The 19,874-nt window shown below is 42.8% G+C and carries 16 protein-coding genes and 1 tRNA gene; 6 read left to right on the top strand and 11 right to left on the bottom strand.

What is annotated here, in order from left to right:
• Positions 1-77 precede the first annotated feature (77 nt).
• Both J1N09_RS02550 and J1N09_RS02545 read left to right on the top strand, forming a co-directional pair.
• A complete protein-coding gene (locus J1N09_RS02550; protein WP_265197894.1) occupies positions 78-575 on the top strand; it encodes a C40 family peptidase in 498 nt (165 codons plus the stop codon).
• 141 nt (positions 576-716) lie between these two features.
• Entirely contained in the window at positions 717-2,642 is a 1,926-nt protein-coding gene (locus J1N09_RS02545; protein WP_265197893.1) for a ComEC/Rec2 family competence protein, read from the top strand.
• A 25-nt stretch (positions 2,643-2,667) separates the two neighbouring features.
• Here J1N09_RS02545 and J1N09_RS02540 read toward each other — a convergent pair whose 3' ends face one another.
• The 4 genes from J1N09_RS02540 to J1N09_RS02525 all read right to left on the bottom strand — a co-directional run bounded on the left by J1N09_RS02540 (position 2,668) and on the right by J1N09_RS02525 (position 8,707).
• The gene (locus tag J1N09_RS02540; protein WP_265197891.1) at positions 2,668-3,201 is read right to left on the bottom strand and encodes a thioredoxin family protein; all 534 of its coding nucleotides are present in this window, start codon (positions 3,199-3,201) and stop codon (positions 2,668-2,670) included.
• A 79-nt stretch (positions 3,202-3,280) separates the two neighbouring features.
• Complete coding sequence (locus tag J1N09_RS02535) at positions 3,281-5,047, bottom strand: peptide MFS transporter (protein WP_265197890.1); 1,767 nt, start codon at positions 5,045-5,047, stop codon at positions 3,281-3,283.
• Between the two features lie 10 nt (positions 5,048-5,057).
• On the bottom strand, positions 5,058-6,449 hold the full coding sequence (locus tag J1N09_RS02530) for a peptide MFS transporter (RefSeq protein ID WP_265197889.1): 1,392 nt from the start codon (positions 6,447-6,449) through the stop codon (positions 5,058-5,060).
• A 41-nt stretch (positions 6,450-6,490) separates the two neighbouring features.
• Positions 6,491-8,707 (bottom strand): S9 family peptidase, encoded by a 2,217-nt coding sequence (locus J1N09_RS02525; protein ID WP_265197887.1) that lies wholly within the window; start codon positions 8,705-8,707, stop codon positions 6,491-6,493.
• Between the two features lie 145 nt (positions 8,708-8,852).
• On the opposite strand from J1N09_RS02525, the gene J1N09_RS02520 reads away from it, so the two are divergent.
• Together J1N09_RS02520 and J1N09_RS02515 are read left to right on the top strand one after the other, a co-directional pair.
• Complete coding sequence (locus J1N09_RS02520; RefSeq protein ID WP_265197886.1) at positions 8,853-10,160, top strand: hydroxymethylglutaryl-CoA reductase, degradative; 1,308 nt, start codon at positions 8,853-8,855, stop codon at positions 10,158-10,160.
• Positions 10,161-11,048, top strand: a complete 888-nt coding sequence (locus tag J1N09_RS02515; RefSeq protein ID WP_265197884.1) for a GYDIA family GHMP kinase — start codon at positions 10,161-10,163, stop codon at positions 11,046-11,048.
• A 57-nt stretch (positions 11,049-11,105) separates the two neighbouring features.
• Here J1N09_RS02515 and J1N09_RS02510 read toward each other — a convergent pair whose 3' ends face one another.
• The 7 genes from J1N09_RS02510 to J1N09_RS02480 form a co-directional block, all read right to left on the bottom strand.
• The gene (locus tag J1N09_RS02510; protein WP_265197882.1) at positions 11,106-13,223 is read right to left on the bottom strand and encodes a peptidylprolyl isomerase; all 2,118 of its coding nucleotides are present in this window, start codon (positions 13,221-13,223) and stop codon (positions 11,106-11,108) included.
• 87 nt (positions 13,224-13,310) lie between these two features.
• Positions 13,311-14,564, bottom strand: a complete 1,254-nt coding sequence (locus J1N09_RS02505; RefSeq protein ID WP_265197881.1) for a hemolysin family protein — start codon at positions 14,562-14,564, stop codon at positions 13,311-13,313.
• Positions 14,564-14,764 (bottom strand): hypothetical protein, encoded by a 201-nt coding sequence (locus J1N09_RS02500; RefSeq protein ID WP_265197880.1) that lies wholly within the window; start codon positions 14,762-14,764, stop codon positions 14,564-14,566. Before J1N09_RS02500 ends, J1N09_RS02505 begins: the two co-directional genes overlap by 1 nt.
• Positions 14,754-15,347: an LPS export ABC transporter periplasmic protein LptC gene (gene lptC / locus J1N09_RS02495; RefSeq protein ID WP_265197878.1), complete on the bottom strand. Its 594-nt coding sequence runs from the start codon at positions 15,345-15,347 to the stop codon at positions 14,754-14,756. The genes J1N09_RS02500 and lptC overlap by 11 nt, the downstream gene beginning before the upstream one ends.
• A 2-nt stretch (positions 15,348-15,349) precedes the next feature.
• Positions 15,350-16,705 (bottom strand): hypothetical protein, encoded by a 1,356-nt coding sequence (locus J1N09_RS02490; protein ID WP_265197877.1) that lies wholly within the window; start codon positions 16,703-16,705, stop codon positions 15,350-15,352.
• A 19-nt stretch (positions 16,706-16,724) separates the two neighbouring features.
• Positions 16,725-17,966 (bottom strand): hypothetical protein, encoded by a 1,242-nt coding sequence (locus tag J1N09_RS02485; RefSeq protein WP_265197876.1) that lies wholly within the window; start codon positions 17,964-17,966, stop codon positions 16,725-16,727.
• A complete protein-coding gene (locus J1N09_RS02480; RefSeq protein WP_265197875.1) occupies positions 17,966-18,694 on the bottom strand; it encodes a type III pantothenate kinase in 729 nt (242 codons plus the stop codon). The genes J1N09_RS02485 and J1N09_RS02480 overlap by 1 nt, the downstream gene beginning before the upstream one ends.
• A gap of 181 nt (positions 18,695-18,875) precedes the next feature.
• Here J1N09_RS02480 and J1N09_RS02475 point away from each other — a divergent pair.
• Both J1N09_RS02475 and J1N09_RS02470 read left to right on the top strand, forming a co-directional pair.
• Positions 18,876-18,948, top strand: a tRNA-Phe gene (locus J1N09_RS02475).
• A 428-nt stretch (positions 18,949-19,376) separates the two neighbouring features.
• Entirely contained in the window at positions 19,377-19,856 is a 480-nt protein-coding gene (locus J1N09_RS02470; RefSeq protein ID WP_265197873.1) for a hypothetical protein, read from the top strand.
• Positions 19,857-19,874: the final 18 nt, after the last annotated feature.

The raw sequence follows: 19,874 nt of genomic DNA, 5'->3' as shown, positions 1-19,874 counted from the left end.
GATAGACTGGAGTTTCAGACTTTATACCAGTCAATCGTAAAAGTTTTTTTATTACTTTTATTCAAACCAAATCTCACATGAAACGAATATTACTTCTTTGCCTGCTGGCGGGCTTACTGGCATCTTGTGGTGCCTCCCGGCAGACTTCCAATAAGACCGTGGTTAAAACAAGTCGTAGTGCCAGTCCTGCAAAAAAGGTGGACAGGATCGTGTCGCACGCTAAAGGATTTGTAGGAACCAGATACAAATTTGGTGGGACCAGTCGAAAAGGGATGGACTGCTCCGGACTGGTGTATGTGTCCTTTATGGAACAGAACGTTTCGCTACCCAGGATCTCCAGGGAAATGGCGAAACAAGGTACACGAATTAAGCTGGGACAGGTATCTCAAGGTGACCTTCTCTTTTTTCAAACCAATAAAAACAGGCGAGTGATAAATCACGTAGGTCTGGTGGTGGAAAGCAGGCGTGGTGTTATTAAATTCATCCATTCCACCACATCCAAAGGCGTTATCATCTCTTCCCTTGACGAACGCTACTGGAACGATGCATTTGTAGAAGTGCGGCGTATCATTTAACTTAGAATCGATTTAAAACCGCTCCCCGGTTGATCCTTGATCATCGGTATGCGGTTTTTTGACTTTCCCATTGTACGTTTTTCACTATTCCTAACCCTTGGAGTAGTTAGTTCTGGCTTGTGTCCATCAGAATGGTGGTTTGTGCTTTTGATTTCCTGTATTCCAATGCTGGTACTATCCTGGTATTTCGCACGGAAGAACCTTTTCCAAAAACCATTCTTCGGCATCATTACTTATTTGAGTTTTTTCTGTCTTGGCGCTGCAAATTATCAACTGCGCTCCCCGGATTATCAACCGAATCACTATACTCATTTTCTTTCCGAAGAAAACGATTCACGCCTCACCCTGGAGGTGCTATCCACCCAGAAACCCAATAATTTCAGTCATCGGTTTATTGCTGAAGTTAAATCGGTGAACTCCTCACCCACTCAAGGGAAATTGTTAGTGTACCTTCAAAGGGACAGCACCAGCAAAATGCCTTCCCCGGGACAGCGGCTCACTGTATTCGCTCAACCGCAAGAGCTGACGGCCCCCTTAAATCCGGGTCAGTTCGACTATGCAAAATATCTGAGATCTAAAGACATATTCCGACAACTCAATATTGATTCCGAAGTGCTCTTATACCAACATAACAAGCAACCTGGTTTCCTTTCCAGAATTCAGAGCTTCAGAAATGTATTACTTCAAAAATTGGAAGCTTACCCCTTTGGAACTGAAGAATTAAGCATTGTCCAGGCCTTAACCTTAGGCCACAGGAACAGTATTGATAAAGATCTGTACAAATCGTATGCCTCGGCCGGCGCCATTCATGTACTGGCGGTTTCGGGATTGCATGTTGGTATAATATACTTCATCCTTCAATGGCTATTTCAACCGTTGCTGTTTCTTCCCAAAGGCCGGAAAATAATGGTGGTCTTTGTTGTAGCATCTCTTGTGTTCTATGCGCTGATCACGGGAATGTCTCCTTCCGTGACAAGGGCGGTTACCATGTTCTCTTTCTTCGGAATGTCGCGATTGATCAACCGACCCACAAATAGTATCAACACCTTATTTCTCTCCTTTTTTTTCCTCCTGCTCTGGAACCCTAAATGGTTGTTCGATGTTGGTTTTCAGTTGAGCTACACAGCCGTTTTTTTTATACTTTGGTTGCACCCGCGAATCTCCGCTTTATATCAACCGAAATATTTTGTGGATAAACTCATTTGGAGCACGATTACAGTGAGTTTTTGCGCTCAACTAGGAGTGGCACCCTTGAGCATTTACTACTTCAACCAGTTCCCGGGGCTTTTCCTGCTATCAAACCTGGTGGTTCTTCCTTTTATTGGCCTACTCGTAGGAACCGGGCTATTGCTATTGTTTTTGGCGTCCATTGATCTTGCCCCAAATTGGTTAGCCAATATGGTTAACGAGGTGGTGAACTTCCTAAACCGCTTTGTTGTTTGGATCTCCGAGCAGGAACATTTCATTTTCAGGGACCTGGTTATTTCTGAAATAGCTGTGCTCTCCTCCTATGTGTTAATCGTTAGTACCACGCTGGTTTTGTCCAGATTCGGATTCAATCAATTGCGGGTTTTCCTAATCGCTCTTGTTTTCTTCCTGCTAATTATCTTTCATTTTGAAACCGGGAACGCCTCGCACAGGTTGATCATCTTTCATAAAAACAAGGAAACTATCGTTGGAATTCAAAAGCAGAGGAGTTTATTAATTCTGAAACAGGACAGTGTGAGCCCTGTAAATAATTATCCCATAGCCTCTTTCAGAACCAGTATTCGGGAGCAGTTCTATTCAGAAGAAATAATTCCAGCCGTGATACAGTTTAAACAATCAATTCTTGTTGTGGTGGATAGTACTGGGGTATACCCCAAGGGTGAGACTGTAGATATCGTTCTTTTAAGTGGCAGTCCGAAGGTGAATTTGGACCTGCTCATTGAAAACCTCCAACCGAAGAAAATCGTCGCCGACGGAAGTAATTATAAGTCGTATGTGCGAAGATGGGAAAACACTTGCAGAAATAGAAAGCTCCCCTTTCACCATACCGGCAACAGCGGAGCCTTCATACTGGAGTAGTGAAACACTTAACTAAAAGCTACTCCTAGAACGTACCTTTAAAATTTTTCTGATAGTCCTTCCAGGCTCTCATGGTTGTGAGTTCGGCGTAGTCGTCGTTCGCTATCATCTTCAAGTAGATCTCGAACTCCTGAGGAGATTTATACCCTGGAACGGCCTGGATCAATTCACCGTCGTCCTTAAAGAACACTATACTTGGATATCCCTGTAATTTGAGCGCGTCAGCAAAGAAATGAGTGGCATTACGCCCTCTTCTTCCGGGTTGATAATTGGGATTGGTATAGGTGAAATCCTGGTAGGTGATCTCTTCGGTTCCTTCTGCATTGAACTTCACCGCGTAATAATGCTTATTGACGAATTCGACAACTTTTTTGTTTCCGAAGGTATTCTTATCCATGAGCTTACAGGGTCCACACCAGGTGGTATAAACGTCCATAAGTATTTTCTTCGGTTCTTTCTTCTGGGCTTCCAGGGCCTCATTCATTGTCATCCAGTTGATCTTCTGTGCTGCCATCACCCCGGTTGAAAGAAATGCCAGAACAAGTAATAAGTGTTTCATATTCAATTCTTTTTCACATATACAAGTAACAAAAAACGTTCCAAAGTATGGAACGTTTTTTAGGTCGAAAGTATTGTGTTTACCTAATTCCGTGCATGAGTCGTTTTAACAACGGATGCAGAAGGAGCGCTACAAATCCAAGTCCGATAGGTATAATGGTGAATATCAGGAAGAATGTTGAAAGACTATATTCCTGGGTGATATTTTCGATATCACCACCTACGTAGTGCGCTAGTTTATTTCCTATGGCGATTGCCAGATAATATACACCAAACATAAAGGCGATCATCCTTGCAGGAATAAGCTTACTCAAGTAAGACAGACCCATTGGCGATAGACAAAGTTCTCCCAGAGTATGGAATAGGTATGCAAGTACTAACCAGGCCATACTAAGGGCAGCTGTCTCGGCTCCGGCTGGTACGTTTCTCGCTCCAAAGGCAAGGAAGGCAAAACCAATTCCAAGTAAAAATAATCCAAGGAAGTACTTCACGGAAGCCGGCGGATTGTAACGGCTATCCCACCATTTGGTGAATAGCGGAGCAAACATAATGATGAACAAAGAATTCAGAATAGCAAACCATGTTACCGGCACCTCAGTTTCTTCCGACTGGAATTCGGTATAGATCTTAAAGATCACTATTGCCCAAACGATCACGAAACTGGTTCCAAGAATTATATTGGATAGTCCAATACGGTTAAATGTTTTTCGGAATAGACTGATAAGCACATATGTGATGATGAGCAATGGTACTACGGTAACTACCAGATCCACGATCTGGAAGCCCAGAGCTGCGTTACCTTCCAAAACTCTACTTGTAAAGTCTCTTGTATATATTGGAAGAGATCCCGCCGCTTGTTCAAAGGCAGCCCAAAAGAATATCGTAAATATGCAAAATATGGTAAAGGCGATCATTCTATCCCTTTCAATTCGAACATACCTGCTTAATCTTATAACTAGCAGAATGACAAAGGAGATGGCTGCCAGCAACGCAAAGAATAAGGAATCTGTCAGCCCTAAAATTTCAAAATTCAGGGTTTGAATATCTTCTATCTTGCTCAAGGGGTCATTGAAGATAAAAATCAATGCTGAGACGAGGAAGATTCCTATCAGAGTAAAATCGAGTACTGTAAAAGGATTACGTTTTATGGTAACCTCTTCATCACCATCCATTACTACTTCCTTAGCTACTTCTCCAGTTTTTTTCTTCGGAACATCTCCCACTGACCCAAAAAGTCGTTGGGCAAACACGAACTGAAGCATTCCTAAAAACATGAATATTCCTGCGAGTCCAAAACCATAGCTCCAACCAACTTTCTCACCAACCCATCCACAGAGCATGATCCCGATAAAAGCCCCGGCATTCACTCCCATATAGAAAATGTTATAAGCACCATCCTTCTTTTCGTCATGGCCTTCATACATTTTAGAAATTATAGCCGTCATATTTGGCTTAAACATACCATTACCAAGGATAAGGAAGGTAATACCTATATATAGGAATGTAGGTGTCTCTACCGCCATGGATGCATGTCCTAAAGTCATGAGCAGCGCTCCAATAACCACGGCCATTCTATAACCGATCTTGTTATCGGCCAACCATCCTCCGAGTATTGGAGTTAGATATACGAACATAGCATAGGTTCCCAACAGGGATAAGGCAGCTTCGGTAGACCATGCCCAACCCGGATTGTCACCTAAAATTGCACCGGTTAAAAATATCACCAGAATGGCGCGCATTCCATAGTAGGAGAAACGCTCCCACATTTCGGTAAAGAATAGTACGAATAATCCTGCCGGATGTCCTAATACTTTATTTTCGAAGAAGTTTTCTTTGTCGGTTGTCATATTATAGGGATTATTGGTTATCTGCTAGTTCAAAGCCTTCGGTTTCGTCATAGTGCATTTCTCTTTCGTCATCTTCGGCACCATGAGTTAGATATTCCAGTTTCTTTCTGAATAATAAGACTAGTAATCCGAAAACTACACAGAATACCGCTATACCCGTAAATACTGTAAACTCACCGAGATTAGAGGCCGATTCACCTAATAAACCAGCTAGCTTATTTCCGAATCCGGTCATAGCAAAGTAAACACCCATCATTATGGAGGCATACTTGATCGGCGCCAGCTTGGTGATATAAGATAAGGCAACAGGGGAAATACAAAGCTCTCCAACCGTATGGAACAAATATGCAAGTACCAACCAATACATTGCCGAAGTGCCTGCACTATTGAACTGTGCTGAGGCCGCTGACATAAAGAAGAAACCTGTTCCCATTATAACAAGACCAATAATCATCTTGAACAATGAGGTAGAGATTTTTCCCTTCAGTTTCCTTTTGGCCCAGTAGGCTGCGACCGTGGTTCCAAGGAAAATAATGAACATGGCATTTAGAGACTGAAACCATGAAGCCGGAATTTCCCATCCCAGAAGCATCCTGTTGGTGTTCTCCTTGGCATAAATATTCATAAGACCTCCGGCTTGCTCAAACGCACCCCAGAATACTATTACAAGTAAGAATGAAATGAATAATACTACTACCCTATCTTTTTCAATTTTTGTTAGAGGACGATTCATGGCAGCCTTCTCTTCTTCATCTACAGACTTGCCAAGATAGTTACCTACATACTTCAAATGCTTTTGTCCGGCCAAATACTGAATTAATCCTAAAGCCATACCAATACCAGCTAGTCCGAAACCATAATGCCAGCCATAAACCTCACCCACATATCCAACTATCAAACTGGATAAAAAGGCCCCTATATTAATACCGATATAAAAAATTGTAAACCCTTTATCTCTTCTGATGTCTCCTTTCTTATAAAGGCCACCAACCATGGTAGAAATATTTGGCTTCAACATTCCAACACCCGCAATAATAAGTCCCAAACCGGAATAGAAAGCCCACATTTGCTCAACAGCTAGAATACTGTGTCCTGCCACCAGCAGAATACCACCGACTAAAACAGATCTCTTCTGACCTAAAAATTTATCAGCTATCCACCCCCCTGGAATTGAGGCTACATAAACTAGCATAGTATACCATCCATACAACGCAAGAGCTTCGGCATTGCTCCATCCTAATCCTGCATTATCCCCAACCGTTTCAGCAACTAAGTAAAGAACCAAAATGGCTCGCATACCGTAATAAGAGAAACGCTCCCACATTTCAGTGAAGAACAATACATACAGACCTACCGGATGCCCGAATAGTTCTTTTTGTTTATGAAGCATATTAGTTGACATAGTTGAAAGAGTATTAGTTAGATATTCGTTGAAATTGGTTGTTAATTTTTTATCTGAATGAGTTTCTCAGGTTGAGGTTGCCCAAGTGTATTTTGTATAAAACGCGTCATCTTCTTATAGAGATGAAGTCTTGTATTGCCACCGTAGATACCGTGGTTCTTATCCGGGTAGATCATCCATTCGAAGTCCTTATCCGCCTGAATTAACGCCTCAACAAGTCTCATAGTGTTCTGAACATGAACATTGTCGTCCGCACTTCCGTGCACCAGCAAAAAATCCCCCTCCATGTTGTCTACGTGCGTGATAGGTGAATTATTATCGTAACCATCGGGATTCTCCTGAGGTGTTTGCATATAACGCTCGGTGTAGATGGTATCGTAGAATCTCCAGCTTGTTACCGGCGCCACAGCTATTGCCATGGAAAAGGTTTCCGGTGCCTGGAAAAGGCAATTGGACGACATAAATCCTCCGTAACTCCATCCCCAGATCCCAATTCGGTCTTCGTCTACATACGGTAATTCGCCTAATTTCTTTGCTGCCGCTACCTGGTCTTCCACTTCGTATTTACCCAGTTCCTTCTGGGTCATCTTTTTGAAATCACGACCTTTCAGTCCTGTTCCCCTACCGTCCACGCAAGCTACTATAATTCCTTGCTGGGCCAGCATTTGGTGCCAGTAGTCATTAGCACCTCCCCATCTGTTCCCAACACTTTGGGAGCCAGGTCCGGAATACTGATACATGAACAAGGGGTATTCCTTGTTCGGATCGAAATCCAAGGGTTTGATCATGTACATGTTCAACTCCTCACCATTGATATTAATGGTTGAGAATTCCTTAGGTGAAGTAACAAAACCGTCCAGCTTTTGTTTTAATGTATTGTTGTTTTTAATCTCCCTTAGCTTCTTTCCATTCTTCGCCTGGTAAAGCGTAAAGGAATACGGCGTTTGAGCATCCGAATGCGTATTAATGAAATAAGAGTAATCGGCACTAAAGGAAGCACTGTTCGACCCTGTCTTCTCGGAAAGCTTTACTTTGTTCTTCCCGGTTTGTGAGATAGAGTACACACCCCTGTTTATACTGCCATCTTCTGAACTCTGGTAGTAGATTCTGCCTGTTTTCGGATCGAAACCATAGAAATTGGTCACTTCCCACTCGCCGTCAGTAACCTGATTGATCAATTTTCCGTTCCTGTCGTAGTGATAGATATGGTTCCAGCCGCTCTTCTCGCTGGTCCAGATAAAACTGTTATCGTTTAAGAACGTTAGATCATCCGTAACATCCACATAGGCAGGATCTGTTTCTTTCAGAATTAATTCTGAAGAATTATCCCTTGCATCCACAAAGACCAGGTCCAGTTCATTCTGGTGGCGGTTCGTAAGGCGGACACTTAAGATATTCGGATCTTCAGTCCAATTGATTCGAGGAATATAATAGCAGTTGTATTGTGAAACATCCACTTCAGAAGTAGAACTGTTCCTGAGATCATAAATATGCAAAGAGACATCGGCATTAGGATCTCCTGCTTTTGGGTATTTAAAAACTTGTTGTGAAGGATAAAGCTCCGTTCCGTAAACGTCCATCGAAAACCTGGGTACGTCAGTTTCATCAAAGCGGATAAAGGCGATACGATGACCGTCCTTGCTCCAGTCGAAAGCTCTTACGAAGCCAAATTCCTCTTCGTAGACCCAATCGGTTATACCATTGATGATATGATTTTTCTTTCCATCATTGGTGATCTGCATCTCTTGCCCCGTTACAAGATTCTTGATGTAGAGATTATTGTTATTACCAAAGGCGATCTTATTTCCGTCCGGACCAAAGGTGGGTTCCTGTATCTGCTTTTCAGACACCAGCGTTAGCCTTTTGCTATTGAGGTCGTATACGTAGTAAGTTCCCATGGAAGACCTTCTGTAGATCTGTTTTAACTGGGTGGCTAATAGAAGTTTCGACTCATCCGGGCTGAATTCGTAAGAAATGATATAATTGATCCCTTCCAGGTCCTTCGAATTGACAAGGGTTCTTACCTTCTCACCGCTTAGGTAGTCGTAGACATCCACTGTTGACGCGCTCTCCGCCCGATTGTAATTCAATACAGCATATTCCTTACCATTTTGTAGCGACCGCAACACATCCAATCGCTCGGTTCGGAAAGTTCCTCCCCATATATCCTCTAATGTTATCTGTTTTTGTTGTGACTGAATGGAATTGCTAACAACCAGGAATAGTATTAGCAGGGGAACGTAAAAATATCGTTTCAACGTGTTAAATTTTTGTTACGTCAAGTTTACTAAAATTTCGGCAAAAACCGGTAGTTTTTATGTTAAATACAGGCAATTTGTTTGTTACTCAGGCGCTTTATGATGCCACAGAAATGCTATCTTTGTCATTCAAATTACAAACCTCATGGACGTTCCGGTTTCAGGATTTTCGAAAAAATCGAAGCAAGAAAAAATCGAATGGTTGGCCAACGCCTATTTTGGAGATGATCCGGAGGCTATCAATACGCTAAGAAAATACTGGAACAGCGACACCCGATTACAGGAGCTTCACGATGATTTTACGGAGAACGTCATATCAAATTATTATCTCCCTTTCAGTGTAGCCCCTAATTTCCTGATAAACGATACCCTCTACACCATTCCAATGGTGATCGAAGAGAGTTCCGTTGTTGCTGCGGCCAGTAATGCGGCGAAATTCTGGTTGGAAAGAGGTGGGTTTAATGCTGAAGTGATCTCGACGGTCAAGACCGGTCAGATCCATATCGATTACTTCGGAAATGGAGAAGTACTCAACGCATTCTTTTCCGAAGTAAAAAATGAGCTCATCGATTCTATTGCAGACATTCAGAAGAACATGAAAGCCCGCGGAGGAGGTTTGATCGACATCGAACTCAAAGATGCAACCTCCCAACTGAATGGCTACTACGAACTTCATTGTACTTTCGAGACCCTGGATGCCATGGGCGCTAATTTTATAAATAGTTGCCTGGAAAAGATCGCGGCTACATTTGAAACAGCAGCGCTTAAATACGATGGATTCAATACTACCCTTCCGAAAATAGTACTCAGCATTCTTTCAAACTATGTGCCGGAGTGCGTCGTTCGGGCCTGGGTAGGTTGTCCTTTAGAAAGTTTAAGCTACGGAAATACCCAGGGCAAGGAATTTGCCGAGAATTTTGTCCGCGCCATCGATATTGCCAAAGCTGAAGTTAGGAGAGCAGTTACCCACAACAAGGGAATTATGAACGGCATCGACGCCGTTGTATTGGCTACCGGAAACGATTTCAGGGCGGTGGAAGCCGGTGTACACGCTTATGCTGCGAAAAGTGGCCGATACACCAGTTTAACCGAAGCAGTGATCGAAAACAACAGCTTCACTTTTAGTATAGAGGTACCTTTAGCATTGGGCACCGTGGGTGGTTTGACAAGTTTGCATCCATTGGTGAAATTCGCGTTGCAGTTACTTCGGAAACCTTCTGCGAAGGAATTGATGAAGATCGTTGCCGTTGCGGGTCTGGCACAGAACTTCGCAGCCATACGATCCCTCGTAACCACTGGAATTCAACAGGGACATATGAAAATGCACCTCATGAACATCCTGAACCAATTGCAGGCCACTTCAGAAGAAAAAGAAAAGGCCATTGAGTACTTTACCAACAACACTGTTTCCCATAGTGCAGCTGTGGAATTCATTGAGAAACTCAGAGCTTAGATGAAATGCTTTCACAGTAACGGAAAATTGTTACTCACCGGGGAATACCTGGTGCTGGACGGCGCGCTCGCACTTGCCATTCCCACCTCCTTCGGACAAACACTGGAAGTGACGCCTTCTGATCAAAATGGAATCGTTTGGAAAAGTTACGACAGTGATGGCAACTGTTGGTTTCAGTCGGCATTCGACCTCGAAGACCGCCCAGGTAACGAAATAGAAGAAACCCTCATCGAAATTCTGAAGGAGGCAAGGAATCTCAACCCTGAATTTCTGTCGGAATCCAGGGGCGTGAAAGTTACTACTACACTTGACTTCCCCAGGGATTGGGGGCTTGGCACCTCATCCACTTTAGTGAATAACATTGCCCAATGGGCAGGCGTGGATCCTTTTAAACTGCTCTGGAACAGTTTCGGCGGCAGCGGATATGATATTGCCGCAGCGAGCAGAGATACCCCGATACTGTATTCGGTAAAAAACGAACTACCTAAAATCACCCCGGTGCAGGTTAACTGGCCATTTCAGGAGAAACTACATTTCATCCATCTCAACAAGAAACAGGACAGTAAAGAAGGGATAGCGGCATACCGCAAGGTGAAAGTCGATGCGTCCGTGCAAGCACGTATCTCCAAACTATCCATGGAGCTTCTTTCCTGTGAATCCCTTTCTGAGTTCGAACGGCTCATGGAATTGCATGAGTCGATCATTTCGAATCTCCTCGGAATACCTAGGGTTAAGAACAGCTTATTTCATGATTATCCCGGAATAGTGAAAAGCCTGGGAGCCTGGGGAGGTGATTTTGTACTTGTGAGTGGCACTGAAGAACAGCTGCACTACTTCGAAGAAAGAGGATACGAAACCTGCATTCCATTCACGGAAATGATCAAATAAAAAGGCTGTCTAAAAAGTAAAATTCAGACAGCCTTTTGCTAATTGAGATGCTATTTCCTAGTAGAAAACAGCCCTGTTATCTTCTATATCCGCCGACTCTTTCAAGGCCTTCTGGACATTGGTACTAAGCGTTTGAACGACGCTTGTTTTCAACTGATTGGCGTATGAAGCGTAGTTCTCCAGATCAGGTGCCTTGTTGATAGCAGTCACCCTCACTTTAAACACGCCGGTTTTTCCTTCGATAAAGCCAGTTTCTTGTCCTGGCTCCGTACCGAAGGCAGCACCAACTACTTTTGGCTCATTTCCGGCTCCTGGCATTGTTGGAGCGGCCATGGTAACAGCGGTAGCCGTTTGTACAGTTACATTCTGAGACGCTGCAATCTCCTGTAGGGTAGATCCGCTGGAGTTCGCAATAATCTGAGCCGCCTTTTTCTTATTTCTAAGAATTGGGGTAACCATTGCGGAAGATTCTGCAACACTCTGTAATCCTCGAGGTGACCTTCTGGTAAGTTGAGCGATCACATAGCCCTGAGACACGTTAAATCTGCTTATATCACCTACGTTGGTTTCCTCATTGAACGCCCAATTCACGATAGTGCGTGCATTACCGATTCCAGGAATGCTGGCATCAAGTTGCCCCACTTTGTTCACAGGTCTTACGTCAAGCTCCTGTGCCTTTGCCTGCTCACCGAAGTCTCCGCTGGCTGCTTCGATCTCGAAGTTGGTCGCTTTGGCAAAGATTTCATTGATTGTAGTCTCTGAAGGCTCGATTTCCTTAGTGATGGTCGCAATTTTAACCACATCTTTGAAATCTTTTTGTCCTAGTACGTCAATGATGTGATATCCGAAATTCGTTCTTACGATCCCGATATCTCCTTCCGATTGCTCAAAGGAGTAATCCCTGAACTGAGGTACCATTTTAGTGTATTCGAACCACTCGTATACTCCCCCGTTATCAATACTTCCAATATCGGAAGAGAATTCCTCCACATAGGAAGCGAATCTCGATTCGTTGGCTTTTAGTTTAGTAAGAAGGCTGTCGGCCGTTTTCTTTGCCTGCTCGTCTGTTCGAGCAATACTATCAGTAGGATTAAGCCCCACAGGAATAAGTATATGTCGAACTCGCGCGCTATCCGGTAACTGACGCTTGGTGATCAGCTTCGAAAGGTTAAGCGTTCTATCAACCTGGTAAGGACCATAGACATCACCTTGGTTAAGATCGAACATCGTATCCTTGATAGCATTAGGAAGTTGTTCTTTTGTGTACCATCTGTCTGTGTAAGGTGTATCGGAATTAGCGTTCACAAAATCTGCGTAATTCTCTGTATCCTTAAATCCAAGAATAGTTGTAGTCCCACCAACCTCACTGGAATCCGTTTCATTCTCCAGTAATCTCATGATCTCGGTCCTCGCATCATCGATATCCTCCTGAGAAGCTGTTTCTTCGATGAGTACATACTGAAAATCTACCTGCGGTTCTACTTCGAAGGTCTTAGGGTTTTCCTTGATGTAGGCAGCAATTTCTTCCTCACTCACTTCAATAGTTGCATCATCAATGGAAGTGTATGGTATATACACATATTGCATATTCACCTTGTCGTTCTCAAAACGGTATTGCTGCTCGCCATCGGCTATTGTAGAAGATAGTCCTCCACGAAGCATTCCCATGTAGGTATTTTCAAGGACCGTATTGGCCACATTCTTTATGTAGTTATTCCAGGCTTCATAGGCAGCTGGGTTAGTAGCGGCATTTGATTTCACCTGTGCGGCATATTCAAGCATTTTGAGTTCGCTATAATTCCCGCTTTCGTCCTGGAAAGTAGGATCATTGGCGAGATAGATACTAAGCGCCTGGTTTACCTGGTCGGACTCAGCACGCAGTCCGAGCTTCTCGTACTGTTCTTCCATAAGGATACGACGCAGCTCCCTGTCCCAAACCAATTTCATGGCCTGGTTGGTATTTGCATTCGGTCCCATGGAATTCTGAGTATTCTCTACCAAAGTGGCAAAATTCTCTCGATCTATATCCACTCCATTCACGGTTCCTATTGTATTCTCAACACTGGAACCTCCGCCTCGGGTTAGCACGTCGCTCAAAATAAAAGCGAACAGCGCCATTGCTATAATCAAAATGAGGAATATTCCTCTTTTTCTAATACTATTTAATATTGCCATTTGTCTGTCAAATTACTAGGGGGCGAAAATAGCATTTTCCCAGCATTTATGAAAGGTTAGGAATAAAAAAAAGATACTGGTAAAAAACTAAGGTTCCGGATTAAACTTTAGATCGACGAGTTCGATTTTCGTATTGGAAACTTCTAGCATGGTACAAATTACGTTTTCGATGACCACAGTTTCGTTCTCATCGGGGATTTCTTCCGTAAAATTAACGATCATTCCACCCAGTGTTTCGTAATTCTCACTTTCAGGAAGGTTGAGTTTGTACTGCTCGTTGAGGTAGTCCACTTCCAGTCGAGCAGAGAAACGATAATGATCTTCAGCTACCACTTCTTCAGTGAGTGCAACCGAGTCATGTTCGTCTTCAATTTCACCGAAAAGTTCTTCAATGATATCCTCAACCGTCATAATACCAGAAGTTCCCCCATACTCATCGATTACCACGGCTATGCTCTTTCTTCTTCTGATGAGAATATTAAGCACATCTTTGGCAAGCATGGTTTCCGGAACGAAGACCACGGGTATTAGGATCTTCCTTATACTGGACGGTTTTTTGAAAAGTTCGAATGAGTGCACATAACCAACGATATCGTCGATATTTTCTTTGTAGACAAGAATTTTCGAAAGTCCGGTCTCAGTGAATTGCTTGGTAAGATCGGTAATGGAAGTTTTGAGATCCACAGCTACTACTTCGGTTCTGGGAACCATTACTTCTCTTGATTTTACTTCTGAAAATTCCAGGGCATTCCGAAAGATCTGGATTTCGGAATCTACCTCATCGTGTTGTTCCATGGTGTCCATCTGCTCGCTGATGTAGTTTCCAAGCTCTATCTTACTGAAACTCAAACGAACATGATCGCCTTTAGTCTTGAAAAAGATTCTGAGTACCATATCCGATATCCATATGACAAATTCAGAAATAACCGAAAAAAGCAAGTAAAACAGGTAGGCAGGAAAGGCGAATACTTTTACCAATTTATTTGCGTAGATCTGGAAGAACACCTTTGGCAGGAATTCAGCAGTTAGCAAAATGATGAGTGTGGATATTATGGTGTGCACCAAAAGGCTACTGAAACCGGATAAGGGGATGAAATTCATGAGGAGATCACCCATGAAAAACCCATAAACCACCAGGGCAATATTATTGCCTACCAGCATGGTAGCGATAAACTTCGATGGTCTTTTGGTGATCTTTTTGAGAACAGCGGCAAGGAAACCCGACTGTTTTTTTTCGATCTCGATATGTACCTTATTGGAAGAGATATAAGCGATCTCCATACCCGAAAAGAATGCGGATAGGATCAGCATTATCAAAATGATCATCAGGCTGTATTCCATTACTGGTTTTTGTTGCGCTCTTCCATTTTTCTTCTGAAATTTCTTTTGAAGAAAAACATAAAGATAGCGACAACGGTAAAGAAAGCAAATAAATAAGCCCGGTTTCTATTGTCTTCCCAGTTGGTAATAACCAGGTAGATTGAGAATGCAGCCATACCTAGGTAGGCGTATTCGAACAGACGGTAGATTTTATTCCCCATTGTTGATTTCTGAGTTTTCGTTGGTTAATTCCCGATCGATTATCTGCTCACCCACATTCGACCTGGAGAGGAATTCGGTGAAATCCTCGCTGGAATCGAAGCCGGCTCCGTCATTGTAGGAACCATCTTTAAAAATGATCCTGTAGGGTTGATCGGTAAAAACCCATTGATTCTTCTGATCCCAGTAGAGTTGCTCTGCTTTTAAGGTAAGGCTATCACTGGTATATAGCACAACATTCTCCCTTAGATCCACAATACTGGTTTCATCGTAACGAATGGCAAAGTCGGAAGTCACCGTAGTTACTTCCTGCTGCTCATTCCAGTAGAACACTTCCACACCTTCGGGAAACTCCTGGTAAGGAAATTCAAGATTGGTATAATCATTACGAAGTGGTGAGATGAGGTTGGCAATTATGCGACCGGAATCTGTGTATTTCACATTGATATTTTTAGCCACGCCAACAGGTGCTCCATCCTTCAGGTTTAATTTCTGGATGTTTCGATAATTACTTTCACAAGAAAAAAGCGTGATGACCAGTATAATGGCCATCACGCTAGTGATCGTATATCGTGTTTTGTTCATTCTTATAGACTAGGCACTCTAACGCTTCCACCCACCCAACAGCTGAATGTAATGGTCTTTCCTGCCATACCTTCTGTAAAGATATCACTTTTCTGAGGTGCACGTTCACGGTAAGCACTCGCCGTACTTCTTGCATTTCCGGCAATAGACCCATCTACACGTGCTGCTCTGTCTGCATATTCCGCAGCTTTCCAGTAGATCGCTCTTTTTTCGAAAACGGTACCTCCACAGCTGTTGGCGCTCTTGGCGATCATATTAGCTATTTTTAGGTAAGCGATACCGGCTGAAGGCTTCACTTCTACCATTTTCATGTAGTAAGATCTCGCTTTTCCGTAGCTCCCTTTCTTGCGGAAGTTCTCGGCTATACTGTAGTATACTTTTGCCTTATCTCCAGGATTTGTTTCCAATTCGGCCGACTGGTTATAGTAGTCCAAAGCAGTACTACTGTCACCGTCCTTATCGGCCAGTTTACCAAGGTAATAAGCAGACTTGGCAGAAGGCTCAAGGTTGTGTAATTGTTGTACTAATTTGAAGAACAACGGAGTATCACAATCCTTTGCACTTAAACGACCGGCAGCTCTTCTAAGCCAGTTGATATCGTCTTTTTTATTATCAAAATCCTTCTCATAAAGTGGGATTAGATTTGGACAGTCGGCTAACTGACCCAACTTTCCATCAACACTACCTTTTACCGTACCGTAGGCGGAAAGGTTCTTTTCATAAGCATTCAACTTACGCTCTTCTTTAGACGAAAGCTTAGTTCCAGCTTCCTGCTTGTCCAGCAACTGGGTAAGTGCAGAGGCAAGTTTGCCCTCTTCCTTCTCTATTTTCTGAATAACAACATCATAAAGATCGAAAACATCATCTATTGGTTTTTCTCCCGCGTTGTATAAATCTACGGCCAGAGAGAAATAGGTATAAAGACTTTTCGGACTCGTAAATTCATCTTCATCTTTTTTGAAAGCAGCATCGAAGTTATTGAACTGCTCCATTTTGGTACCCATCTCGTTATCGTACTTCACCTGTGCCATCTTCATCATCAACTCACCCTCTTTCGTTTTAGCCGGGTAATACTGCATTCTGAGGTTGTACACTTTGTCCAGTTCAGCAATTTTGGAATTATCACCCTGCTTGATGAAATATTTGAACATTTTTTCGGCGTACTGATAGGTAGCCATACTATAAGTTGGGCATTCGGCTACCAACTTATCGTAGTGAGGCAAGGCGCCTTCATAATTTTTTGCTTTGGCTGGCTCTATGAATAGAGAACCCAAAGTAGCACACTTCTCCTGTGCCAGCGTTTTGCTTCCAAATGCGGTTATAAGCATAAGTGAAAGTAAAATTGCTTTCGTCTTCATAGTATTGATGTTTATTTTATTAATCATAATATGTTTTTTTGAACCACCTGTCATTTAATGACAAGCTTATAAAGGTGTTGAAGAAGTTCTCCTGCACAAGGTCGAAATCGGTTGTTCCCCGCCTTCCTACTTCAAAACCAATATTGATATTGGAGAAAACTCTTCCTACAGGTAGACCAACTCCAAAAGATATGCCAAACTCATTAATACCTTCACCATTAACAGTGATCCCGGTATCTTCGAAGCGAACACCTCCACGGTAAACTACTCGATTCCAGAATTTTCCAATCGAATTGTAGTTTGGGATAAAGAATCCCCCCGCTCTAAATTTAGAGGCGTCCGTAAAGGTAACAAAATCTATATCAAATGACCTGTTTCTTAGGTTACTAGTTGTAATATTGGTGTATTCTCCACCCACGAACCACTTTTTGTCCTTTCCAACTCCAAGACCCAGGGTATATTGAGAAGGAAATGTGAACTCGGTATCAGGTACCTGTATATCTCTTTCGTCTATAGGAGTCGTGGTTCCCGATGGTAAAACCAGGAATGAAGAAATGGTACGTGTATTTTCTGAAGTGAGATTGGTCTCCGGAGTATAGGTAGCCGAAGCAATGAGCGACAAACTTTCGTTGATCATTGTTTTGTACTGAGCTCCTATATTAAAGTTGAAGCCAAGAAGGTCGGATTTATTGAACTCTTCGGTTCCGTATTGAATATCATCCTCGCGACGTTCAGCGGTATTTTCAATATTTCCGAAGTTATAATTAGCATCCACACCTATGCTCAATTTCGGTGTGATCTGGTACCCTAGTGCAAAAAACGCCTTGTTAACACCACCAGACCCCGTGTAGGTCGTGGTAATTCCGGATTCTTCGGTCCTTAAATTATATCCAACCGCCGTATACGGCAACAATCCGAAACTTGCACCAAATTTCCCCATGGGAATTCCCAATGCCAGGTAGTCTATAGAAGTGGTACTAGCTTTCTGACTTTCCTCCGCGGTTTTTATAGTTTCGTATTTATGACTCAGACCGGCTGTATAATTCACCAGTTTCAGGCCTGCTACACCAGCAGGGTTCTGTATGTTCAGGTGAATACTGTCCGAATAAACACTGATACCTCCCATGGCCCTGTTCTCGGCAGTTCCTTTGAACTTTAGATTTCCGATCCCATAAAAAGAATAAGGTGAAACTGTTCCTTCCTGAGCATGACCCATAACTGCAACAAGCAGTATTACGACAACTGTAATTCGTTTCAACATCAATGTTTGTTATGTTCTAAGATGAAATTCAAACCTTCCAGTAGGAAATTTGAGTTGGCAAATATGTCACTTTTTAGGCTATCTCGCAAAAAATGAGCATCCCCACCTGTTAAAATAACTGTTAAATCGGGATATTTCTCCCTGTACATGTTTATATATCCTTCAATCTCGAAAAGCACGCCTTGCAGTACTCCACTGTGAATAGAGGTATTGGTATCTGAGCCTGATTTCGCAATCGGCAATGTTGGTTCCAATAACGGTAAATTAGCGGTAAACGTATGAACAGCTTTATAGCGCATGCCTATCCCCGGTGAGATCGCTCCACCGAGATAGGTATTTTCTTCGGAAATGAAATCGTAGGTTATACAGCTTCCAGCATCGATAACCAGAACATTATTCGCCGCGAAACTAGTTGCGGCCGCACTCGCAAGAGCAATCCGATCTACCCCAAGCGTATGGGGCGATCCGTACCCATTGTTGAAAGGGACGTTGGTTTCACTTGATAGAGTGAGAACCGTGAAATGTGTGTCGAGGAATTCTGATGCAGCTTTCGGGATTGTACCTACCGAAGCCATAATACAATGTTGAATTTCAGGATAGCTTTTGGAAATGATCTTCAGGCTATCCAAAACTTCATTCGGAGCGCAACTGTACTTTTGAAGTAACTTATTTCCAGAAAAAACGGCAAGCTTGATTCGCGTATTGCCTACGTCTATTATGAGGTTCATTGCAGGTTGTAAAGTGCTAAAAGTACAACTTGTATCCGTTACGAGTTGTTAATGGGCTATTAAATTGAAAATGCGGTCAAGATTTTTTAAATTTATATTTTGGAAAGTACAAATATCGACTATATTTGCACCCTCCTTCGCTCACCTTATTGGCGAGTTAGTAGGGCGCAGACCTTAGAAAGGTACCTTAGCTCAGTTGGTAGAGCAACGGACTGAAAATCCGTGTGTCCCTGGTTCGATTCCTGGAGGTACCACTTAAAGCGCAAAACCCGTCCGCCATTGGCGAGACGGGTTTTTTTATGTGAGTGATCGTATAAAGTGTACTTTATATAGATCAGGAGCATCAAAAAACGCTCAACCATAGGTTGAGTGGTTTTGCATTTTCACGAGAGGGAGCAAAGGAACATTTGCCGAAGGCGAATGAATCCTGGGGAAAGGGCCAAAAGTCGGAAGTCAGAAGTCAGAAGTCGGAAGTCGAATGTCGGAAGTCAGAAGCAAAAAGTTTGAAGCCACATGGTTTGTATTTTGACTTTTGGAAACAAGGGAACATTGGGCTCGTCCCAATGAATCCTGGGGGAAGAGCCAAAAGTCGGAAGTCGGAAGTAAAAAGTTGAAAGTTCTGTGTTCAAAAAAATACGTAGCTTTCGGGTACCTTATAATAAACATAACGTAGCGATTCAGAATGAAATCAAAAACAACTCCTTTAATACTCACTCTACTATTACTTCTTATTACGACATCCACGATAGCACAAAACGAGAAGATCAAAAAACCCTTCCCTTCAGAAATATCAAAAAAGGTGAAATTCGGGATGTCGAAAACTGAGTTCCTAAATAAATTCCCCGATGCCGAGATCGTTGCAGAAGAAAGTTTCAGAACAACGGTATATCAGAAGACAGGCAATAGGGATGTGACAGGGATCGGGTATTACTTTGGAACCAAAGACAACGAACCACTGTACGAGATCATCGTAAATTTCAATTCCGAGTCTATGGCAGAATCAAGGGCACTTGAATTACTAAAACAGGCGAATTTCAAAAACAAAGAATGGCGATATACCTATAAGAAGCGACCTTTGTGGTGTTGGGTGTATAAAGCCAAGATCGTCTACGTTGCCCGAATCCCCGGCACTGAGTGGTACGAGGACTGGGACCGAAACTAAAAACCCGAACACTAGGCC

The organism is Aureitalea sp. L0-47, from assembly GCF_026126405.1.
Lineage (GTDB): Bacteria > Bacteroidota > Bacteroidia > Flavobacteriales > Flavobacteriaceae > Pukyongia.
Note: the sequence above shows the minus strand (reverse complement) of the source record. Positions and strands in the feature narration are given on the sequence as shown.